Raw genomic sequence first — 18,288 nt, forward strand, 5'->3', positions numbered from 1 at the left:
GGCCTGCCGCGTGAGCGGCAGGCCCGCACGTTTCACTTCAGCGCGACCGCGGGAAAATCCACGGGAACGTCCAGCGCGACATTGACGTAGTTGGTGAAAAGATTCAGCGCGACATGGGCCATGATCTCGACGATCTGGGCGTCGCCGAAGCCGGCGCTGCGCAACTGTTCCACATCGGCGGCGCCGACCTGGGCGCGCTGTTCCACCACCTTCAGCGCGAAGGCCAGCGCCGCCGCCGTCCGCTCGTCGGCGGACTGCCCCACCTGGGCGGCCGCCATTTCGGCAGGACTCGCACCGGCGTTCTGGCCCAGCACGGTGTGGGCCGCCAGGCAGTACTCGCAGCGGTTGCGGTTAGCGATCGCCACGGCGATCTGCTCGCCGAGCCTGGCGCCCAGGCTGCCGCGCCCCAGCGCACCGAAAGCGCTCCACATGCTCTGCAGGGCGGCGGGGGAATTGGCCACGGCCATGAACATGTTCGGCGTGGCGCCGAAGGCCTGGTGGATCTGCGCCAGCAACGGCTGGCTGGCGGCTGGAAGCTGATTGGATTCGAGGTTGACGCGGGACATGCCGATCTCCTTGGGGGACATTCCGAACCGGCCAGGTATCGCCGGTGCGAGGCAGTATCCGCAGATCACCCGTATGATTGGATACCTTTCATACACAAAAAAGATCAATCCGTACCCATGCAGCCCCCTGCCCCCATCGACCGTCTCTCCAGCCTGCTGGGACGATTCCGCGTGCAGGCCAGGCTGCATCACTCCGGCGCGCTGTGCGGACTCCAGCGCTTCGACGCCAGCGAGGGCAATGGCTATCTGCACGTGCTGCGCCGCGGCCGGCTGGAACTGAGCCATCCGTCGTCGCGGGAGGTTCCGCGCCGCATGCACTTCGACGAACCGACGCTGCTGTTCTATCCGCGTCCGTTCACCCATCGGTTCCACAATCCTCCCGCGGAGGGCGCCGACTTCACCTGCGCGCGGCTGATCTTCGACGGGGGACCGGAGAACCCCCTGGCGCGCGCACTGCCGCCCTTGATCGCCCTACCCCTGGCGCAGGTCGACGGGCTCGGGATGGCGCTGGAACTGCTGTTCGCCGAGACCGACCGCGTGCGCTGCGGGCAGCGGCTGCTCGCCGACCGGCTGTTCGAAGTGGTGGTGCTGCAACTGCTGCGCTGGCTGCTGGATCACCCGCAGCAGGCGGGCATCCGCCCCGGGCTGATCACCGGGCTGTCCGACCCCCGCCTGGCGCGCGCCCTGGTGGCGATGCACGACCATCCCGGCGAATCATGGACACTGGAGCGCATGGCCGGGCACGCCGGCATGTCGCGTACCGCATTCGCCAACGCCTTCCGCGAACGGGTCGGCCAGACCCCCGCCGACTACCTCGGCGGCTGGCGCATCGCGCTGGCGCAGAACCGGCTGCGCGAAGGCCGCCCCATCAAGCTGCTGGCCGAGGAGCTCGGCTATGCGAACCCCTCGGCGCTGTCGCGCGCCTTCTCGGCGCGGGTGGGCATCTCACCGCGGGAATGGCTGGCCCGGCACATGCCCTAAAAGCGCCGCCATCCGGTTCGACGGCGGCACTGCCACGCGCATGGCGACGCGGCCCCCGCGAGTCCGCCTTATTCCCACTCGATTGTTGATAATCATAAAAAGCATATGTTTATCAGCTAATTATAAAATTAAAAGAAACCAGCACCATGATTGATGCCATCCTTCGAGCTGAAGGCCCGTAGGCGTTACCTTTTGCCGCACAACAACCATTCGCTACTACCACAAGCGGACGGTGGAAGTATGGCTGGGTCTAGGACATAGCGGACAGACAGACTCTGGGAGATGTGCTGGGGAAAAAATCTAGAGATTCCACATCGATCATTGCAGCAAACCCTCGCCATCATCAGGCAACTGAGAATTGGGGGTCGCAGGAGTAAACGTCGGAACATCTGTGAGAACATCAATGTTCGGTAGCAGTTGCGGCGCCAGCGGCCAATCGGATACGACACCGCGGACGTCGCCGCCCTCCGGCCAGCAGTAGATGCCAAGGCTCCAGAAGAGGCGTTCAACATGACGACTGAGCGTAGTCACGACCGCAAGGTCGACCGCGCCATCTTCGCCATAGCTCGCCGCGAGATCGCGCCCGAACAGCTCAAGCCAATGGTCGAGCCCGAACGGCGCCAGCCTTGCCGCCAGATCGTCACCGACAAAGGGCTGGTCAGGCGCCAAACCGTCACGATGGCCCAGCCAGTCAGCGACATGGTTGAGTACGGCCGAGACGCATTCGAGTGCGATCAGCGAAACTTCACCGACATCACTATCGTCCGCCATGCGCGCGCGCGCGGCTCCAATTTCATTCCGCGCGAAATCAAGACTGGTGATGACCAGGACGGCATAGTTCTCGCCCTGATCCGGATCGACAAAGGCGGCTTGTTTCGCGCTCCAATAACCATTGGGAGCATGGGCAACGGCGAGGTGCAGTTCTCTGCCCATCACATCGGGCGTGAACGGCGGAACATCGGCATAGCACGTGCCGTGGGCGATCCCGGCCAGCATCTTGATCAGCAGGTGCAGGCTCGATGCACGCAGGTCCGCCTCGTCCGAGGTCCAGGCAGCGGCGATCCCAGCCGCGAGCACGAGATGCGACTTGGGCTTGCCATCTCGGACCACGGTCACCAGCTTGGCTACGCCAATGCCATATCCAACGGCACCGCTTGCCACCGGAGGAAGATCGGGGTCGCCGCGGTCGAGCTTCGCTAGCGCATCGCCATAATCGGCCGCGATGGTGACACCATCGAGATCGTGGAGCGGGATGTCACGCGATAGTGCGCCAACTACGCTCTGGAGAATAGCGGCATACTCCTGCGCCAGCACATCGTCGCCGAAATCATGCAACGTGACGCGGTAGGAAAAGTCCGCCAGTGTAAACGTCCGTGGTTGCGCCCTCGGGAGGTCGACTCTGCCGTGATCACACCGCACCGCGTCCGCGTCATGTACGGCCTCAGTGATCGATTCCGCCAGCGCCTTCGCCGGACCACTGCCGATCGTTGCACTCAATCCTTCGGCATCGAACGCACGCGCGGCGATGAAGAAGCGCTGGCAGCTCGCCGCCGCCTGCGCATTATAGGTCGTCAGGTCGATATCGATCGACGCGTCGCGCCGACCGACTAGAACACGATCATGGGTCACCGGCAACAAGATCAGTTCGGCATCAGCCACCGTCGTGAACAGAAGCGGGGCCAGCGCTTGTTCAGACCCGCGCGCCAGTGCCACGGCATCAGGCAGGATGAGATCAACCCCGGCCTCGATCGTCCATTGGAAGCCGGTGAGCGCGTTGACCCAGCCATGATCGTCGAGCGGCTTGGCGACAATTTCATTGTGGCTGTCTCGCACCCGGCTGGCGAGATCGTTGAACAGCGTGGGGAGCATCGGCGTGAGCGTCGCGACCGCTTGCGTTGCCAGTTCGACACCACGCTCTCGCATGAAGAAGGAGAGCAACCGTTCGCTGAGAGGCGCCGGAAGTCCTGCCGGCACCAGATTCTGGGCGGTGCTGCGGATGGCATCCATCGCGGCGGAGCTGAGCGACGGGCTGCCGATGCCCATCATCGCGCCGAGACGCGTCGGATCAGTCAAGAGCGATTCGATCTCGTCCGTGATGCCGTCAATCCCTTGCTCGATCGTCTGGCGTAGATGCGCGGTGCGCATGACCAGATGCACGGTGATTCGTGCGGCCAGGTCCGGCTCGATCGAGGTGTCGGGTGCTGTCGTGCGCAGGATCGCGACATCCTTGCCCAAATCCTGTTCGAACGCGGTGATCGCGTCGTCCAACGTTAGTTCGCCGGGCGCTCCCTTTCGTGAATAGAACCAGTCTTCAGTGCCTACATCCTTGATGCCGACCAGCCGCGCAGGTCCGCCAGCACGGTGCAGCCAGGTACGCTCGCCGTCCAGCTCAGCAAGAAATCCACGTTGCAGAAGCCGCGGCACGTAATGCTGTCTTTTCCCCGCCATCACTCGCTCAAGTGAGTAGTTTTACAAATAATTTAGATGGTGCTATCCGACCATCAGCATCTAAAATTTCATCGCTCTTTAGCATGCAAATAGTGCAAGAGGATCGACCGTTTGCATAGTCAAAAAATGATGGCGCCCAGAAAACCGGACCGTCTGTACTTGGTCATCGAAGGCTGATCACTGAATGGCCGAAAAGGGTCTCTAACCGACGCAGCGCAAACGTCAGCCATTTTCACGCCACATCTCCAAACCGAACATTCGCCTGAGCAGTTCTTTGTTTCATTGAGACAACCGAGACGTTGAAAACCTGACGAAAATGTTAACTCGGAAACTGGGATTCGGATATTCCCGCATGCCATTTTTTGACCTGTCCGGAAAAACCCCATTTTCCTGAACAACGACGCTTATTTCAGTGCTGCGCACATGAGTACGTGCAACTCAGACTGTAGTCTGCGAAAGTCACTCATTACCCTCTTAACTTCGGCGTGTCGTGCATCCTGCCCTCGCCCCTCTGCCAGCCATAGCTTGAGCAGCCCTGCCACTCGACCAAGGTCGCCATTCACCCGGCCAAGTTCCGCGACTGCCCTGAGGTCGTAAACGGATCGGACTGGGTGATTGAGCCCTGCCGTCAGCATGTAGGCCGACAGCGATAGACCGCCCTGTGCAGCTCGCCCAACAATCTCGGCCTTCTCGGCGTCCGTCACCCACACCTTGATCGGCGGAACCTCTCTCCGGGGCCGACTGCCCAGTCCGTCATTGTCGGTCTTCATGCCCTGAGCCCTCTTTTCGCTTGATTGCACCGATATCGCGGCAGCGATCGTGCGCCCCGCAGGTCAGAATTTCGTCGAGCCAACAGCGAGTAAGGTGCGGGGTTGAGGGCTGCGCGATTCGTCGCGTAGGCCCACAACACATATCTTGCCGTCTCTTACCAACGCAATTTAGCGCTATTTAGCGCAAACAAATTTTTTGCACAGAAAGTTGCACATATTTTCCTTGAGTTGCCTTGAGTTGCACCAATTTGCGCTAAATTGCGCTAAAAACCTGCATGCAGCGCGATACGCGCCCAGCACCGAAGTAAAAATCCATACAGGAACTCCACCCTCCCGAGAACCGACACAGGAGACCCGTGGAGCCCCATCAGCAACTGGCAAGCACCCAACCCAGCCAAGAAGGGTGCACGCCGCGTGGTGAGCCTGTGAGCGCCATTCGCCACCCGCCTTACTTCTTCCGAGGCAACCTCGTCACATAAAAACGCCGAACAAGAAAATCTGAGGGCGCCCCACCAAGGCGCAGCACGCCAACCCATTTACCCACAGGCGAAATACGTTAAAAAGCTTTTAATAATTAAAAGAATAGTTAAAAGCGCGCGCGCGTTACGGTTTTTGAAATCCTTGTACGGCAAGGGGCCGAGGGGTGACTGCGTTCCTGAAAGCACGAAGTGAGCGTTCCTGAAAGCACGTACCAATTGTTCCTGAAAACACGAAGCTATCCACAGAAGGCGTTCCTGAAAGCACGTGACTATCCACAGGTCAGAGCCGCGCCCCGACCTGCCTCGTGCGGCCCTTCTAACGGGCCACGTGACCGTCCCGCCAGAACGTCGCGGGCCTCGGCAATGCGCCCCTTAGAACCGCAGGCATAAACCACCACCATGTCCCGTTCAGCATCAAAAACGATTCTGTAACCCAGCAACTCACCATTCTCGGCCAGCGCCTTCACGTCAAAGCGAAACTTGCGTAGCGTCGCCATGCTGCCACTCTTTTGATGCAGAACAGCCATTGAAACGCGCCAATTCGACTGCGAGCCACAATGCTTTCGGACCAATTCGTAAATGCGACGATCCAACGGTTTGCGTAGACCCCAATAAGCTTTCGAGAGTGTCAACACCTGCCCGGCTTCTACTGAGCGGAATAGCCAACGCGGCAAGTCCACCTCGACAGCCGCCATGCGACCATCGCTGGGGGACTTCTCGACTACACGCCAACCATCGATCAAACCAAAACCGCACCGCTCGCGCTGCCCATTCGTCTCTATGTTGGTCTCAATCACTGTGCCTTTCAGGCGACGCAACATGCCTCCCATGCGCTCATAGGCCCGGCCACTGGTGCCGCGCTCCGTCGCGATTAGGAAGTCATAAGCAGCAAAGCGCACAGTCGGCGTGATATTGACGCCACGGTTCTTGGCCTCCATCAACTGGCCGATGCAGTAGAACCACAGGTCTTTGTCATGGATGATTGCGCAACCACCAGGCCCCGGCATCACAATCACGGTATTGCCATTGTGTGCGTAGGTGCGTATGCGCATGTCACCCGCCTTCAACGCGAAGAATGAATTCTCCAAACTGGCAATATCACCCTTCGGCGGATAAGGCTCCGATAGGAGACACGTAGTGACCCTGCAGTCAACTCGCCCCTCCGCACTCGTATTCGGCACGATGAGCACGAACTAACGGTTCAACTTTCCATTCCAGGACGCGCGGCTTGGAGACCGGACGACTTGCGAGAATCAACCCATGCCTCAACCTCAGCCAAATCCCACGCGACGTTTCTACTGGTAAGTACGATGCGGCGAGGAAACTCCCCGCGTAGCTCCATGTTGTAAATCGTACGATCTGCCAATGGCAGCATTGCTCGCAGCTTCTTGCGATTAATTAGTACCCTGCCAGTTAATCCACTCATGTCCAGACCTACGCATCACATTTAATGTGCCAAATGCTGCCTGCTCATGCCTGGCCATGCATAGAGGAAACTTTAGGGGTGGCCGCTTTCAAAAACCAAACCTAAAAGCCCTAGTCGAAAACGTGGAAACATACAGATAAATAAGCAATTTCTTGGTAGACGGAAACCAAAACCAACGAACTATACCGTCTAGGCAATAATATGAATCAATACAAAACACCCCATCGCAATCAATAAAATATCGACAACTTCAGGCTACAGGACATGCAATTTGGGACTTCTCATCACCCACCCATCAACCATGTCAGCCCAATCCTGAAGCATCGCTGTGCGTTGCTCGCGGTATTCGGCCTTGTTGTAAACAGCCCTAACGCCCCTCTGCTCATGCGCAAGGCACTTCTCGATCCAATCTGTGTTGTAGCCAGATTCGTGGAGTAGCGTACTTGCGGTACGCCGGAGATCATGAGGGCCGAAGTTGGCAAGAGGCCTCCCCTCTTTCTGAGCCAGCCGGCAGGCTAGCGTTAGCACTCTATTGAGCGTGGCACTACTCATCTGCACATCTCCGTCATAGCGTCCCGGAAACACGTAGTTCGAGCCGCCCGCGAAAGTTTTCAGGGCGATGAAGATGTCCAGGGCCTGCCGGGAAAGAAACACCAAATGCGGATTGCGCCGCTTCATCCGCTCCTTCGGGATCGTCCAAAGCGCCTCACTGAAATTGATTTCATCCCAAGTCGCATCGGTCAACTCACTCTTACGCACCATCGTCAAAAGCAGCAGTTTGACCGCCGCCCGGATAGTTGGTGTCGTACCAATTCGCTCCAAGTACTGGTACATCAGGCCGATTTCATCAGGCGTCAACGCACGGTCACGCGGCTCGAACCTAGCAATGGAAGTTGGACGCACCAGCTCGGCCGGATTTTCGACCCGCTGGCCGCGCTCGATGGCCCAGCGATAGACCTGCAACACGATCTCACGGACATGCACCGCCGTTGCTGGTGCACCACGCGCGACGATGGCATCGACCAATGCCCGTAGATCCTCATGGGTGATCTCGGCAAGCTTCCAGTTACCGAATTTGACCTTGAGGTCTCTCTCATAGACGGAGCGGCGCATGTCACGAGTAGAGTCGGCCATTTGGTAGCCACGCAGCCACTTTTCAGCCCACGCCTCGAACGTCTCCGCATCCTTGGTGCGCGCCTTGCTGCGCGCCTTCTCCTTGGCCGGCGACTTACCTTCCGCGACCATCTTCTTGGCTTCATTCAGGCGCTCACGGGCCTCTGCCAAGGTGATGCCACCAACACCATAGCGACCAAAGGTCATCGTCTCCTGACGGCCGTTGATCGCGTAGTTGTAGCGGAAGGAGATGGCACCAGCCGGGGTGACGGCCACATAGAGGCCATCACGATCAACGACCTTGTACAACTTCTCCTTCGGCTTGAGATTGCGCAGCTTGGTATCGGTCAACATGACAGGGCTCCAGAGTCCAGACTGGATGCCATGGTCAAAAAATTGCACTAAAAACCCATTTTTATCTATAAAAATCAGCGGGCTATTAGATGTTGATACCATGCGACAGTCTGCCGAAAGTGCATGGTATCAAGACAACATCATGGCATCAGGGTGTGATGCTACCATCACTCATGCCATCAACTAGAGCTGCTTGCTGGTGCCGGAACATGCCAGAGAATGCCGGATGAAAATCCAAAAAGACTCAGAAAAACATCATCTTATAGAGATTTTTTGCTAGAAATTGCCGGCATGTGCCAGACACTAAATCATTCCCACTCGATCGTCGCCGGCGGCTTGCCGGAGATGTCGTAGACCACGCGCGAGACGCCACGCAGTTCGTTGATGATGCGGTTGGAGACGCGGCCGAGGAAATCGTACGGCAGGTGCGCCCAGTGCGCGGTCATGAAGTCGATGGTCTCGACCGCACGCAGTGCGATCACCCACTCATAGGCACGTGCATCGCCCACCACACCCACCGACTTGACAGGCAGGAACACGGCGAACGCCTGGCTGGTCTTGTCGTACAGATCAGCCGCACGCAGTTCCTCGATGAAGATCGCATCGGCCTTGCCCAGCAGCTCGGCATACTCGCGCTTCACTTCGCCGAGGATGCGCACGCCCAGGCCCGGGCCCGGGAACGGATGGCGGTAGACCATGGTGCGCGGCAGGCCGAGCTCGACGCCGAGGCGGCGTACTTCGTCCTTGAACAGCTCGCGCAGCGGCTCGACCAGTTTGAGCTTCATGTCTTCCGGCAGGCCGCCCACATTGTGGTGGCTCTTGATGACGTGGGCCTTGCCGGTCTTGCTACCAGCCGACTCGATCACGTCCGGATAGATGGTGCCCTGTGCCAGCCACTTTGCATTGCTGAGCTTGTTCGACTCTTCGTCGAAGATCTCGACGAACAGGTTGCCGATGATCTTGCGCTTGGCTTCCGGATCGCTGACGCCTTCCAGTGCCTTGAAGTAACGGTCGGCCGCGTTCACGCGCACGACCTTGACGCCCATGTTCTCGGCCATCATCTGCATGACCTGGTCGCCTTCCTGGAAGCGCAGCAGGCCGGTGTCGACGAACACGCAGGTCAGCTGGGTGCCGATGGCCCTGTGCAGCAGCGCGGCCACGACCGACGAATCGACACCGCCGGACAGGCCAAGGATCACTTCATCGCTGCCAACCTGCTCGCGCACGCGGGCGATCTGGTCGTCGATGATGTTGGCCGCGGTCCACAGCGTGGCGCAGCCGCAGATATCGGTGACGAAGCGCTTCAGCAGCGCCGAGCCCTGCTTGGTGTGGGTCACTTCCGGGTGGAACTGCACGCCGTACCAGCGCTTGTCTTCGTCGGCCATCGCGGCCACCGGAATGCGGTCGGTGACGGCGGTGATGGTGAAGCCCGGCGGCACGTGGGTGACGTGGTCGCCGTGGCTCATCCACACGTCCAGGCGCGGCTCGCCGTTGTGGTCGGACAGGCCGCCGAGCAGTGCGTCGTTGCCGAGCAGCTTCACCTCGGCATGGCCGAACTCTCGCTGGTCGGCAGCTTCGGTGCCGCCGCCCAACTGCTTGGCCATGGTCTGCAGGCCGTAGCAGATGCCCAGCAGCGGCAGGCCGCTGTCGAACACTTCCTGCGGCGCGGCCGGGGCGCCGGCCTCGGTGGTCGATTCCGGGCCGCCGGACAGGATGATGCCCTTGGCGCCGAAGGCGGCGATCTCGGCCGGATCGTGGTCCCACGCCCAGATTTCGCAATACACGCCGAACTCGCGGATGCGGCGCGCGATCAGCTGCGTGTACTGGGCGCCGAAATCGAGGATGAGGATCTTGTCGTTGTGGATGTTGGTCATGGGGCCTGGAGCGGATCGATGAGTCGGGAAACGGGGCGATGCGGATGCCGGCGGCGTATAGAGAAAGAGGAACGGGACACGGGTCCTCGTTCCTCTTCGCTCGTCCCGCGTCAGGCGCGGTAGTTCGGCGGTTCCTTGGTGATCTGCACGTCGTGGACGTGGCTCTCACGCTGGCCGGCACCGCTGATCTTCACGAACTTCGGCTTGCTGCGCATGTCTTCGATGGTGCCGCAGCCCACATAGCCCATGGTCGCGCGCAGGCCACCGATCAGCTGGTGGATGATGCCGCCGACCGGGCCGCGGTATGGCACGCGGCCTTCGATGCCTTCCGGCACCAGCTTGTCGGCGGTGGCCGCGTCCTGGAAGTAGCGGTCCTTGGACCCCTTTTCCATCGCCGCCAGCGAACCCATGCCACGGTAGCTCTTGTAGGAACGCCCCTGGAACAGCTCGGTCTCGCCCGGCGACTCCTCCGTACCGGCCAGCAGGCCGCCGATCATCACCGTCGATGCGCCGGCGGCCAGTGCCTTGCCGATATCACCGGAGTAACGGATGCCACCGTCGGCGATCAGCGGGATGCGGTCCTGCAGCGCCTCGGCGACCAGGTCGATCGCGGTGACCTGCGGCACGCCGACGCCGGCGACCACGCGCGTGGTGCAGATAGAGCCCGGGCCGATGCCGACCTTGACCGCGTCCGCGCCGCAGTCCAGCAGCGCCAATGCCGCTTCGCCGGTGCAGATGTTGCCACCGACGACCTGCACGTGCGGGAAGTGCTTCTTCACCCAGCTCACGCGGTCCAGCACGCCCTGCGAATGGCCGTGGGCGGTATCGACCACCAGCACGTCCACGCCGGCGGCGACCAGCGCCTCGACGCGGCGATCGGTGTCGCCGCCGACGCCCACCGCGGCGCCGACCAGCAGGCGCGTGGCCGCGTCCTTGGCCGCGTTCGGGTTGTCGGTCTTCTTCTGGATGTCCTTGACGGTGATCAGGCCGCGCAGTTCGAACGCGTCGTTGACCACCAGCACCTTCTCGATGCGGTTCCTGTGCAGCAGCGACAGCACTTCGTCCGAGGCCGCGCCTTCCTTCACCGTGACCAGGCGGTCCTTCTTGGTCATGATGTGGCGGACCGGATCGTCCAGCTCGGTCTCGAAGCGCATGTCGCGATGGGTCACGATACCGGCCAGCAGGCCGTCGCTGCCCACCACCGGCACGCCGGAGATGTTGTGCGCCTGGGTCAGCGCCAGCACCTCGCGGATGCTGGTTTCCGGACCGACCGTGATCGGGTCGCGGATCACGCCGGACTCGAATTTCTTGACCTTGGCCACTTCCGCCGCCTGCTGCTCCAGCGACAGGTTCTTGTGGATGATGCCGATGCCGCCGAGCTGGGCCATGGCGATGGCCAGGCGCGATTCGGTGACCGTATCCATGGCCGCCGAGACGATCGGCAGCTTCAGCCGCAGGTCGCGGGTCAGGCGCGTGCCGAGATCGACATCCTTGGGCAGGATCGTGGAGTGGGCGGGGACGAGCGAAACGTCGTCGTAGGTCAGTGCTTCAGCCTGGATGCGCAGCATCGGCATACCCGAGATGTGGGGAAGCGCGTCATTTTACCCTTGTTCGGGCGCCGATGGCAGGGGGCCGGTGCGACGCAGTGTCGCGCCGGCATACGCCGTTCAGGGGTAAGCAGGCCGTGCCACCGCTGGCCGGCACCCGCAAACAGCGCCGCGGCTCATGAGGCTGCCGGCCAGCGGCCGGCAGTACACGGGCCGGTTCAACCCGCCGCTTCGGCCGCTTCGATGGTGTTCTGCATCAGCGTGGCCACCGTCATCGGGCCGACGCCGCCCGGCACCGGGGTGATCCAGCTGGCATGACGGGACGCCGCTTCGAAGCCGACGTCGCCGACCAGGCGGCCGTCGTCCAGCCGGTTGATGCCGACGTCGATCACCACCGCGCCCGGCTTGACCCACTCGCCCGGCACCAGCTGCGGGATACCCACCGCCACCACAAGGATGTCGGCGTTGCGCACCGCCCGCTCCAGTTCGGCGCGCGGGGTGAACTTGTGGCAGCTGGTGACGGTGCAGCCGGCGATCAGCAGCTCCAGACCCATCGGCCGGCCGACGTGGTTGCTGACCCCGACGATGGTCGCGTTGCGGCCGCGCACCGGCTGGTCGGTATGCGACAGCAGGGTGATGATGCCGCGCGGCGTGCACGGACGCAGGCCGAATTCGCGCAGCGCCAGGTGCCCGACGTTCTGCGGGTGGAAGCCGTCCACGTCCTTGCGCGGATCGATGCGCTGGATCAGCCGGTTGGCATCGGGGATGCCCGGCAGCGGCAGCTGGATCAGGATGCCGTGGATCTTCGGGTCGGCGTTGAGCTGGTCGATCAGGTCCAGCAGCTGCGCCTCTGTGGTGCCTTCGGGCAGATCGTGGTCGAAGGCCTCGATGCCGACCTTCTCGGCCGCGCGCCGCTTGTTGCGCACGTATACCGCCGAGGCCGGATCGCCGCCGACCAGCACCACTGCCAGCCCCGGCCGCGAACGCCCGGCCGCGATGCGCGCGTCCACCCGCAGCTTCAGGTCGTCGAGCAGTTCCTCGGCGATGCGGCGGCCGTCGAGGATGCGGGAAGTCGCCGCGGAGGCTTCGGCAGGCAGGGTCATGGGCGTGGGGGCGGGAACGGGTTGGCTATTGTCCCCGATTCGTCGCGGCACGACACCCTGCGGCGCGTCCGCCAGCCGCGATCAACCGCGGTGGGCGCAGAACGCGGCGTAGTCGATGTAGCCCGGGAATGCGCGACCCGGCGCGCACAGCGGGCAATCCGGATCCGGATGCACGCGCGTCTCGCGGAAGCGCATGCCCAGCGCATCGAAGCGCAGCAGGCGCCCGGCCAGGGGCTCGCCCATGTCCAGCAGCAGTTTGAGCACCTCGGTGGCCTGCATCACCCCGGCCAGCCCCGGCAGCACGCCGAGCACGCCGGCCTCGGCGCAGTTGGGCGCGAACTCCGGCGGCGGCGGTTCGGGAAACAGGCAGCGGTAGCACGGCGCCTGTCCGCGGCGGCGGCCGGCATCGAACACGCACACCTGGCCGTCGAAACGCTCGATCGCGGCGTACACCAGCAGCCGCGCATGCTTGATGCAGGCATCGTTGAGCAGGTAGCGCAGCGGGAAGTTGTCCGAACCATCCAGCACCACGTCCACGCCGTCCATCAATGCATCGACGTTGCCCGACGTCACCCGCTCCTGGATCGCCTCCACCTCGATGTGCGGATTCAATGCGAGCAGGCGCTCGCGCGCCGAATCGACCTTGGCACAACCCGTCGCCGCGTCGACATGGATGATCTGGCGATGCAGGTTGCTGCGCTCCACCACGTCGTCATCGACGATGCGCAGCCGCCCTACCCCGGCCGCGGCCAGGTAGAACGCCGCCGGCGCGCCCAGGCCACCGGCACCGACGACCAGTACGCACGAGCGCTGCAGGCGCCGCTGCCCGGCCTCGCCCACCTGCGGCAGCAGCAGGTGCCGCGAATAACGGTCGTGGAAATCGCACTCGGCGGCATCGGCCCCGGGCCGCACCAGCGGCAATCCCGCCGCACGCCATGCGGCCGTTCCGCCCAGGACCGACGCCAGACGCGTATAGCCGGCGGCCAGCAGCGCGGTTGCCGCATCCGCCGAACGCCTGCCGCTCTGGCAGATCAGAACGATCTCCTGCTCCAGCGACGGCAGTGAGAGGGAGGGATCGGCCAGCAGCTCGCCCATGGCCACCCCGCGCGCGCCTTCGGCCATGCCGCCGGCGCGTTCGTGCGCCTGGCGCACGTCGATCACCACCGCGCCGGCCAACTGGCGGGCACGGGCCTGTTCCGGTGTCAGTTCGCGAATGCTCATGGCCGGATTATCGGCCATGCCTTACCCGCAGGTCGGGATTCATCCCGTCATCCGCGACGCATGAAAGCCGCCGGCAGTGATGTTCGACAGCGGCGATGCGGCATTACGGAGTTGCGCGGCAATGCCCAGGCGCATGGCCGCGCGCCAGCCCGGATTGGCGCCAAAACGCCGTCGTGGCGTAGCCAGAAGAGCGGCCGCCGTCGATGGCGGCGGCAAACAGAAGGGCGGCCCTGCGGCCGCCCCTGCGTGATCACTTTCGACCTTTCACGTGTTTCATCAGGCGCCGCTTGGCCTTGACCTGGCGCTCGGTCAGCACGTTCTTCTTGCCCTCGTAGGGATTGGCGCCCTCGCGGAACAGGAAGGTCACCGGCGTGCCCACCAGTTTGAAGCGCTTGCGGAAGAAGTTTTCCAGATAGCGCTTGTAGGAATCCGGCAACTCCTTCAGGCGCGTGCCGTGCACGATGAAGGTCGGCGGATTGGTGCCGCCCGGGTGCACGTAGCGCAGCTTGGATACATGGCCGCGGATGCTCGGCGGCGGGTTGCTCTCGTAGGCGATTTCCAGCGCCTTGTTCACTTCGCTGGTGCTGAACTCGTGCGTGGCCGAAGCGTGCGCGCGATGTACCGCGCGGAACAGTTCGCGCAGGCCCGAACCATGCTTGGCGGAAATGCGCACCACCTCGGCCCAGGGCACGAAGCCGAGCTTGAGCGACAGCAGGGTCTCGGCCTGCTCGCGCTGGTAGTCGGTCAGCCCGTCCCACTTGTTGATCGCGATCACCAGCGCCCGCCCGGCATCGAGCACGGCGCCAAGCACGCTGGCATCCTGGTCGGTGACGCCCTCGCTGGCATCGAGCATCAGCACCGCGACCTGGCATTCCTCGATCGAGCGCAGCGTCTTGACCACCGAGAACTTCTCGACGACCTCGTCCACGCGCGATTTGCGGCGCAGGCCGGCGGTGTCGATCAGGCGGTACAGGCGCCCGTCGCGCTCCAGGTCCACCGAGATCGAATCGCGGGTGGTGCCGGGCACGTCGGAGGCGATCATGCGCTCCTCGCCCAGCAGGCGGTTCACCAGCGTGGACTTGCCGACGTTGGGACGGCCGACGAAGGCGATGCACACGCGCGCCGGGTCGTTGTCCAGGGTCTCGGCCGTGCCTTCTTCCGGCAGGCGTTCGAGGACTTCCGCCAGCAGATCGTCCAGCCCCTGCCGATGCGCGGCCGAAACCGTGAGCATCTCGCCGAAACCGTAGCGCGCGAATTCCGAGCGCACCGCGTCCTCGTCGGTGCCGTCGATCTTGTTGATCAGCAGCAGCGTGGGACGCGACAGCTTGCGCAGCCAGGACAGGATCTCGTCGTCCAGCGCCGAGGTGCCGTCGCGGGCATCGACCACGAACAGGATCAGGTCCGCCTCGGCGGCGGCGGCGCGGGCCTGGCGCGCGGTGGCGCCAGCCAGGCCTTCTTCCTCTTCGGCGATGCCGCCGGTATCGACGATCAGGAACGGATTGTCCTCGTCGAGCCGGCACACGCCGTAATTGCGGTCGCGGGTGACGCCGGGCTGGTCGTGGACCAGGGCGTCGCGCGTACGCGTCAAGGCATTGAAGATGGTGGACTTGCCGACATTCGGCCGTCCAACCAGGGCGACCAAAGGCAGCATCGCTAGGACTCCTTAATTCGCCAACCGCCAGGCGGTCAGCTTGCCGTCCACGTTCTGCACCAGCAGAACGCCGTCGGCGACGATGGGTTGCGCGATCACCCGGTCGCGCCCGCTTCTTTCGCGGGCGGCCAGGGCGCCGTCGCCCAGATGCAGCCAGTGCAGGTAACCCTTGTAGTCGCCGACCACGACATAGTCGCCCTGGATCGCCGGACCGGTCACCGAACGCCGTGCCAGCGCCTGCTGCGACCACATCGCCGAACCGGAGGTCTTGTCCAGGCCGAAGACCGTGCCCTTGCCGTCGGTCACGACGACATTACCGGACGACACCGCCACGCCGCCGCCGCCGCCGTGATCGCGCGACCACAGCGGGCGGCCGCTCGGGCCCTCGATCGCCATGGTCTCGTTCTTGAAGCTGGTCACGTACAGGTTGTTGCCTTCCAGCACCGGCGCGCCGTCCACGTCGGCCATGCGCTCCAGCTCGGTGCGGCCTTCCGGCGTACCGATGGTCTGTTCCCACAGCGGGCGGCCGTCCTGCATCGCCAGCGCGCTGAGCGTGCCGTCGTCGTTGCCGACGAACAGTACGCCCGGGCCGGCCACCACCGGCGCGTTGCCGCGGACGGTGAGCGAAGGCAGCTCCTGCGCGTTGAACCAGCGACGCTCGCCGCTGGCGGCATCCAGCGCCGTGGTGCGGCCGTCGTTGCTGCGCACGAACACCAGGCCCTGCGCCACCGCAGGCGCGGTGATCACTTCGCCCGGCACGCGCGCGCGCCATTTCTCGCTGCCATCGGCCGCGTCGAGCGCGATCACCTGCCCATCCAGCGTGCCGATCACGACCAGGCCATCGCCCACGCCCGGGCCACCGGAAAGGCGCAGCTTGGCCTTCTTCTTTTCCTTGGCCGGCTTGTATTCCCAGATCTGCTTGCCGGTCTGCAGGTCGAGCGCGTGCACCCCACCCTCCACCGCGGCGGCATAAACGCGGCCATCGGCCACGGCCGGAACCTGGCGCACACCGATCCGGCCTTCGCCCTTGCCAACGTTTGCCGACCAGATCCTGCCGACCTTGAGGGTGGGTTCGAATTTGACCAGTTCAGCCGGTTCCAGCGCCTTCTTGGCCTCGGCGTCCTTGCCGGCGAACCAGCCCTTCACCGTCGAGCAACCACTCAGCGCCACCGCGACCAGCGCGATGCCTGCGACATGCTTGAGTTTCATCAGATCTTCTCCGCCGCAGGATCGGCGACGGTACCGCCGGCGTCCATCAGCTTGATTTCGAGCAGGCGGCGTTGCGGAGCGGCCACGTCGAGCTTGGCCAACGACTGCGCGTACAGGTCGCGCGCCTCTTCGCGCTTGTCCTGCGCCACCAGTGCGTCGCCACGGATCTCCAGGCCCGCGCTGTCGTCGGCATTGCCGAGCAGCGCCAGCGCCTCGGCCGGCTTGCCGGTCTCGACCAGCAGTCGGGCGATGCGCTGGTCGATCAGCGTTTTGAACTCGCCCTCGACCTTCAACCCGCGCAGGGTCTTGATCGCGTCCTCGTTCTTGCCGGCCTCGACCTGCGCCTTGGCCAGCTCCAGCGCTGCCAGATCGGCATAGATACCAGCCTTGCTGCCTTCCAGCGCCGCCACTTCCTTGACCGCCTCGTCCAGATTTTTGGACTGCAGGCTGCGGGAAACGGCATCGTAGCGGCTGTTGGCCTCGGCCAGCCTGCCCACCTGCTCGTTCTGCCACCACCTCCAGCCGCCGATCACGGCCAGCGCAAGCACTACTCCGCCAATGATTCCAGCGCCGTTCTGGCGCAGCCAGGTGCGGACACGTTCGCCTTGTTCATGCTCGTCGAGCAGGTCGTCAATCGCCATGCGTAACTCTCGCTCCAATCCTGCCGGGGGAGCCTTGTTGTTTTGATCTGCGCTTGTTTCAGTGCGAAACCGGCGCCACGGAGCCGTCAGAGGATACCGTAAAGCGGGCCACATTATTACCGCTTGTATACGGCGCCAGATCGATGCTGCCACCGTTCTGGCGGAAGTCGACCTCCGAGGCGTTGCCTACTTTCATGCGTCCGACCTGACCAGCCGCATAACCGCGCTTCTCACCGGCCCGGACCAGCGCCTTCTCGACGATGGAACCGTCGGGCGCGGAGACCTCCACCCAGCTGTCGCCACGGAACTCCAGGGCCAGGCCCGGCGATGCCACGGCAGCCTGCGGCTCCGCCGCCTGCCGCGCGAGCGGCGCCATCGAAGCGATGTAAGGCGCGCGCTCGGGCGCCGGGCGCGCCGCGGTTTCATCCGCGGCCGTACCGCCGGCATGCTGCGCGGCCGCCAACGACGCCGCATCCGGCACCACGTCCAGCGATGCGGTGCTGGGCGGGGCATCGCCGAACTTGCTCTGGAAGGCGTACCACACCGGCACCGCGAGCACGGCGGTGATGACCACGTACACCGCCCGGCGACCGAGGCTCTCGGCCAGCCGGCGGACGCGCGGCGTATGCGTATGACTGACCAGCCTGGGCGGCTCGACCGGCGCGATCCGCGCCTGCTGCAGGAGCCCCCCCAAGTCGACGCCCAGCAGCCGCGCATAGCTGCGCAGCTGGCCGCGCACGAACACCGGCGCCCCCAGCCGCTCCCATTGTTCTTCCTCCAGTGCAGCGACTACCTGCACCGGCATGTGCAACCGCCCGGCGACATCCGCCACCGACAGACCCGCCGCTTCGCGCGCCCGGCGAAGCTGCTCCCCGCAACCCACCGCCCCCTCAAAAGCGTTCATA

General features: G+C 63.6%; 15 protein-coding genes. 1 reads left to right on the forward strand and 14 read right to left on the reverse strand.

The window, feature by feature from the left end:
- Positions 1–32: 32 nt before the first annotated feature.
- Complete coding sequence (locus QMX80_RS08990; RefSeq protein WP_282276579.1) at positions 33–566, reverse strand: peroxidase-related enzyme; 534 nt, start codon at positions 564–566, stop codon at positions 33–35.
- Positions 567–683: 117 nt separating this feature from the next.
- On the opposite strand from QMX80_RS08990, the gene QMX80_RS08995 reads away from it, so the two are divergent.
- Positions 684–1,547, forward strand: coding sequence for an AraC family transcriptional regulator (locus QMX80_RS08995; RefSeq protein WP_282276580.1), 864 nt, complete (start codon positions 684–686; stop codon positions 1,545–1,547).
- A 318-nt stretch (positions 1,548–1,865) separates the two neighbouring features.
- Here the strand turns inward: QMX80_RS08995 and QMX80_RS09000 are convergent, their stop codons facing one another.
- From QMX80_RS09000 to QMX80_RS09060, 13 genes are all read right to left on the reverse strand, one after another.
- Complete coding sequence (locus QMX80_RS09000; RefSeq protein ID WP_282276581.1) at positions 1,866–3,995, reverse strand: hypothetical protein; 2,130 nt, start codon at positions 3,993–3,995, stop codon at positions 1,866–1,868.
- A gap of 404 nt (positions 3,996–4,399) precedes the next feature.
- Complete coding sequence (locus QMX80_RS09005; RefSeq protein WP_282276582.1) at positions 4,400–4,765, reverse strand: CopG family transcriptional regulator; 366 nt, start codon at positions 4,763–4,765, stop codon at positions 4,400–4,402.
- Between the two features lie 748 nt (positions 4,766–5,513).
- Positions 5,514–6,434 carry a replication initiator protein A gene (locus QMX80_RS09010; protein WP_345782365.1) on the reverse strand — a complete coding sequence of 307 codons (921 nt, stop codon included), beginning with the start codon at positions 6,432–6,434 and terminating at the stop codon, positions 5,514–5,516.
- 11 nt (positions 6,435–6,445) lie between these two features.
- Positions 6,446–6,670 carry an AlpA family phage regulatory protein gene (locus tag QMX80_RS09015; protein WP_282276583.1) on the reverse strand — a complete coding sequence of 75 codons (225 nt, stop codon included), beginning with the start codon at positions 6,668–6,670 and terminating at the stop codon, positions 6,446–6,448.
- 255 nt (positions 6,671–6,925) lie between these two features.
- Positions 6,926–8,137: a site-specific integrase gene (locus QMX80_RS09020; RefSeq protein WP_282276585.1), complete on the reverse strand. Its 1,212-nt coding sequence runs from the start codon at positions 8,135–8,137 to the stop codon at positions 6,926–6,928.
- Positions 8,138–8,445: 308 nt separating this feature from the next.
- Positions 8,446–10,011, reverse strand: a complete 1,566-nt coding sequence (guaA, locus tag QMX80_RS09025) for a glutamine-hydrolyzing GMP synthase (protein WP_282276587.1) — start codon at positions 10,009–10,011, stop codon at positions 8,446–8,448.
- Positions 10,012–10,121: 110 nt separating this feature from the next.
- The gene (gene guaB / locus QMX80_RS09030) at positions 10,122–11,579 is read right to left on the reverse strand and encodes an IMP dehydrogenase (protein ID WP_055765441.1); all 1,458 of its coding nucleotides are present in this window, start codon (positions 11,577–11,579) and stop codon (positions 10,122–10,124) included.
- A 197-nt stretch (positions 11,580–11,776) separates the two neighbouring features.
- Positions 11,777–12,661: a bifunctional methylenetetrahydrofolate dehydrogenase/methenyltetrahydrofolate cyclohydrolase FolD gene (folD, locus tag QMX80_RS09035; protein WP_055765074.1), complete on the reverse strand. Its 885-nt coding sequence runs from the start codon at positions 12,659–12,661 to the stop codon at positions 11,777–11,779.
- 81 nt (positions 12,662–12,742) lie between these two features.
- Positions 12,743–13,882, reverse strand: a complete 1,140-nt coding sequence (gene moeB / locus QMX80_RS09040; protein WP_282276589.1) for a molybdopterin-synthase adenylyltransferase MoeB — start codon at positions 13,880–13,882, stop codon at positions 12,743–12,745.
- A gap of 250 nt (positions 13,883–14,132) precedes the next feature.
- Positions 14,133–15,533, reverse strand: coding sequence for a ribosome biogenesis GTPase Der (gene der, locus QMX80_RS09045; RefSeq protein ID WP_282276591.1), 1,401 nt, complete (start codon positions 15,531–15,533; stop codon positions 14,133–14,135).
- Positions 15,534–15,545: 12 nt separating this feature from the next.
- Positions 15,546–16,742: an outer membrane protein assembly factor BamB gene (bamB, locus tag QMX80_RS09050; RefSeq protein WP_273081766.1), complete on the reverse strand. Its 1,197-nt coding sequence runs from the start codon at positions 16,740–16,742 to the stop codon at positions 15,546–15,548.
- Positions 16,742–17,383 carry a tetratricopeptide repeat protein gene (locus QMX80_RS09055; protein ID WP_273081768.1) on the reverse strand — a complete coding sequence of 214 codons (642 nt, stop codon included), beginning with the start codon at positions 17,381–17,383 and terminating at the stop codon, positions 16,742–16,744. The genes bamB and QMX80_RS09055 overlap by 1 nt, the downstream gene beginning before the upstream one ends.
- Before the next feature lie 58 nt (positions 17,384–17,441).
- Positions 17,442–18,287: a helix-turn-helix domain-containing protein gene (locus QMX80_RS09060; protein WP_152984202.1), complete on the reverse strand. Its 846-nt coding sequence runs from the start codon at positions 18,285–18,287 to the stop codon at positions 17,442–17,444.
- Position 18,288 lies beyond the last annotated feature (1 nt).

This window comes from Stenotrophomonas sp. PS02297 (assembly GCF_029959705.1).
GTDB lineage: Bacteria > Pseudomonadota > Gammaproteobacteria > Xanthomonadales > Xanthomonadaceae > Stenotrophomonas > Stenotrophomonas nitritireducens.

Bases quoted from the DNA above. Each gene is read 5' to 3' on its own strand.
- QMX80_RS08990 (WP_282276579.1), bottom strand. From the start codon at position 566: ATGTCCCGCGTCAACCTCGAATCCAATCAGCTTCCAGCCGCCAGCCAG.
- QMX80_RS08995 (WP_282276580.1), top strand. From the start codon at position 684: ATGCAGCCCCCTGCCCCCATCGACCGTCTCTCCAGCCTGCTGGGACGA.
- QMX80_RS09000 (WP_282276581.1), bottom strand. From the start codon at position 3,995: ATGGCGGGGAAAAGACAGCATTACGTGCCGCGGCTTCTGCAACGTGGA.
- QMX80_RS09005 (WP_282276582.1), bottom strand. From the start codon at position 4,765: ATGAAGACCGACAATGACGGACTGGGCAGTCGGCCCCGGAGAGAGGTT.
- QMX80_RS09015 (WP_282276583.1), bottom strand. From the start codon at position 6,670: ATGAGTGGATTAACTGGCAGGGTACTAATTAATCGCAAGAAGCTGCGA.
- QMX80_RS09020 (WP_282276585.1), bottom strand. From the start codon at position 8,137: ATGTTGACCGATACCAAGCTGCGCAATCTCAAGCCGAAGGAGAAGTTG.
- guaA (WP_282276587.1), bottom strand. From the start codon at position 10,011: ATGACCAACATCCACAACGACAAGATCCTCATCCTCGATTTCGGCGCC.
- guaB (WP_055765441.1), bottom strand. From the start codon at position 11,579: ATGCTGCGCATCCAGGCTGAAGCACTGACCTACGACGACGTTTCGCTC.
- folD (WP_055765074.1), bottom strand. From the start codon at position 12,661: ATGACCCTGCCTGCCGAAGCCTCCGCGGCGACTTCCCGCATCCTCGAC.
- moeB (WP_282276589.1), bottom strand. From the start codon at position 13,882: ATGAGCATTCGCGAACTGACACCGGAACAGGCCCGTGCCCGCCAGTTG.
- der (WP_282276591.1), bottom strand. From the start codon at position 15,533: ATGCTGCCTTTGGTCGCCCTGGTTGGACGGCCGAATGTCGGCAAGTCC.
- bamB (WP_273081766.1), bottom strand. From the start codon at position 16,742: ATGAAACTCAAGCATGTCGCAGGCATCGCGCTGGTCGCGGTGGCGCTG.
- QMX80_RS09055 (WP_273081768.1), bottom strand. From the start codon at position 17,383: ATGGCGATTGACGACCTGCTCGACGAGCATGAACAAGGCGAACGTGTC.
- QMX80_RS09060 (WP_152984202.1), bottom strand. From the start codon at position 18,287: ATGAACGCTTTTGAGGGGGCGGTGGGTTGCGGGGAGCAGCTTCGCCGG.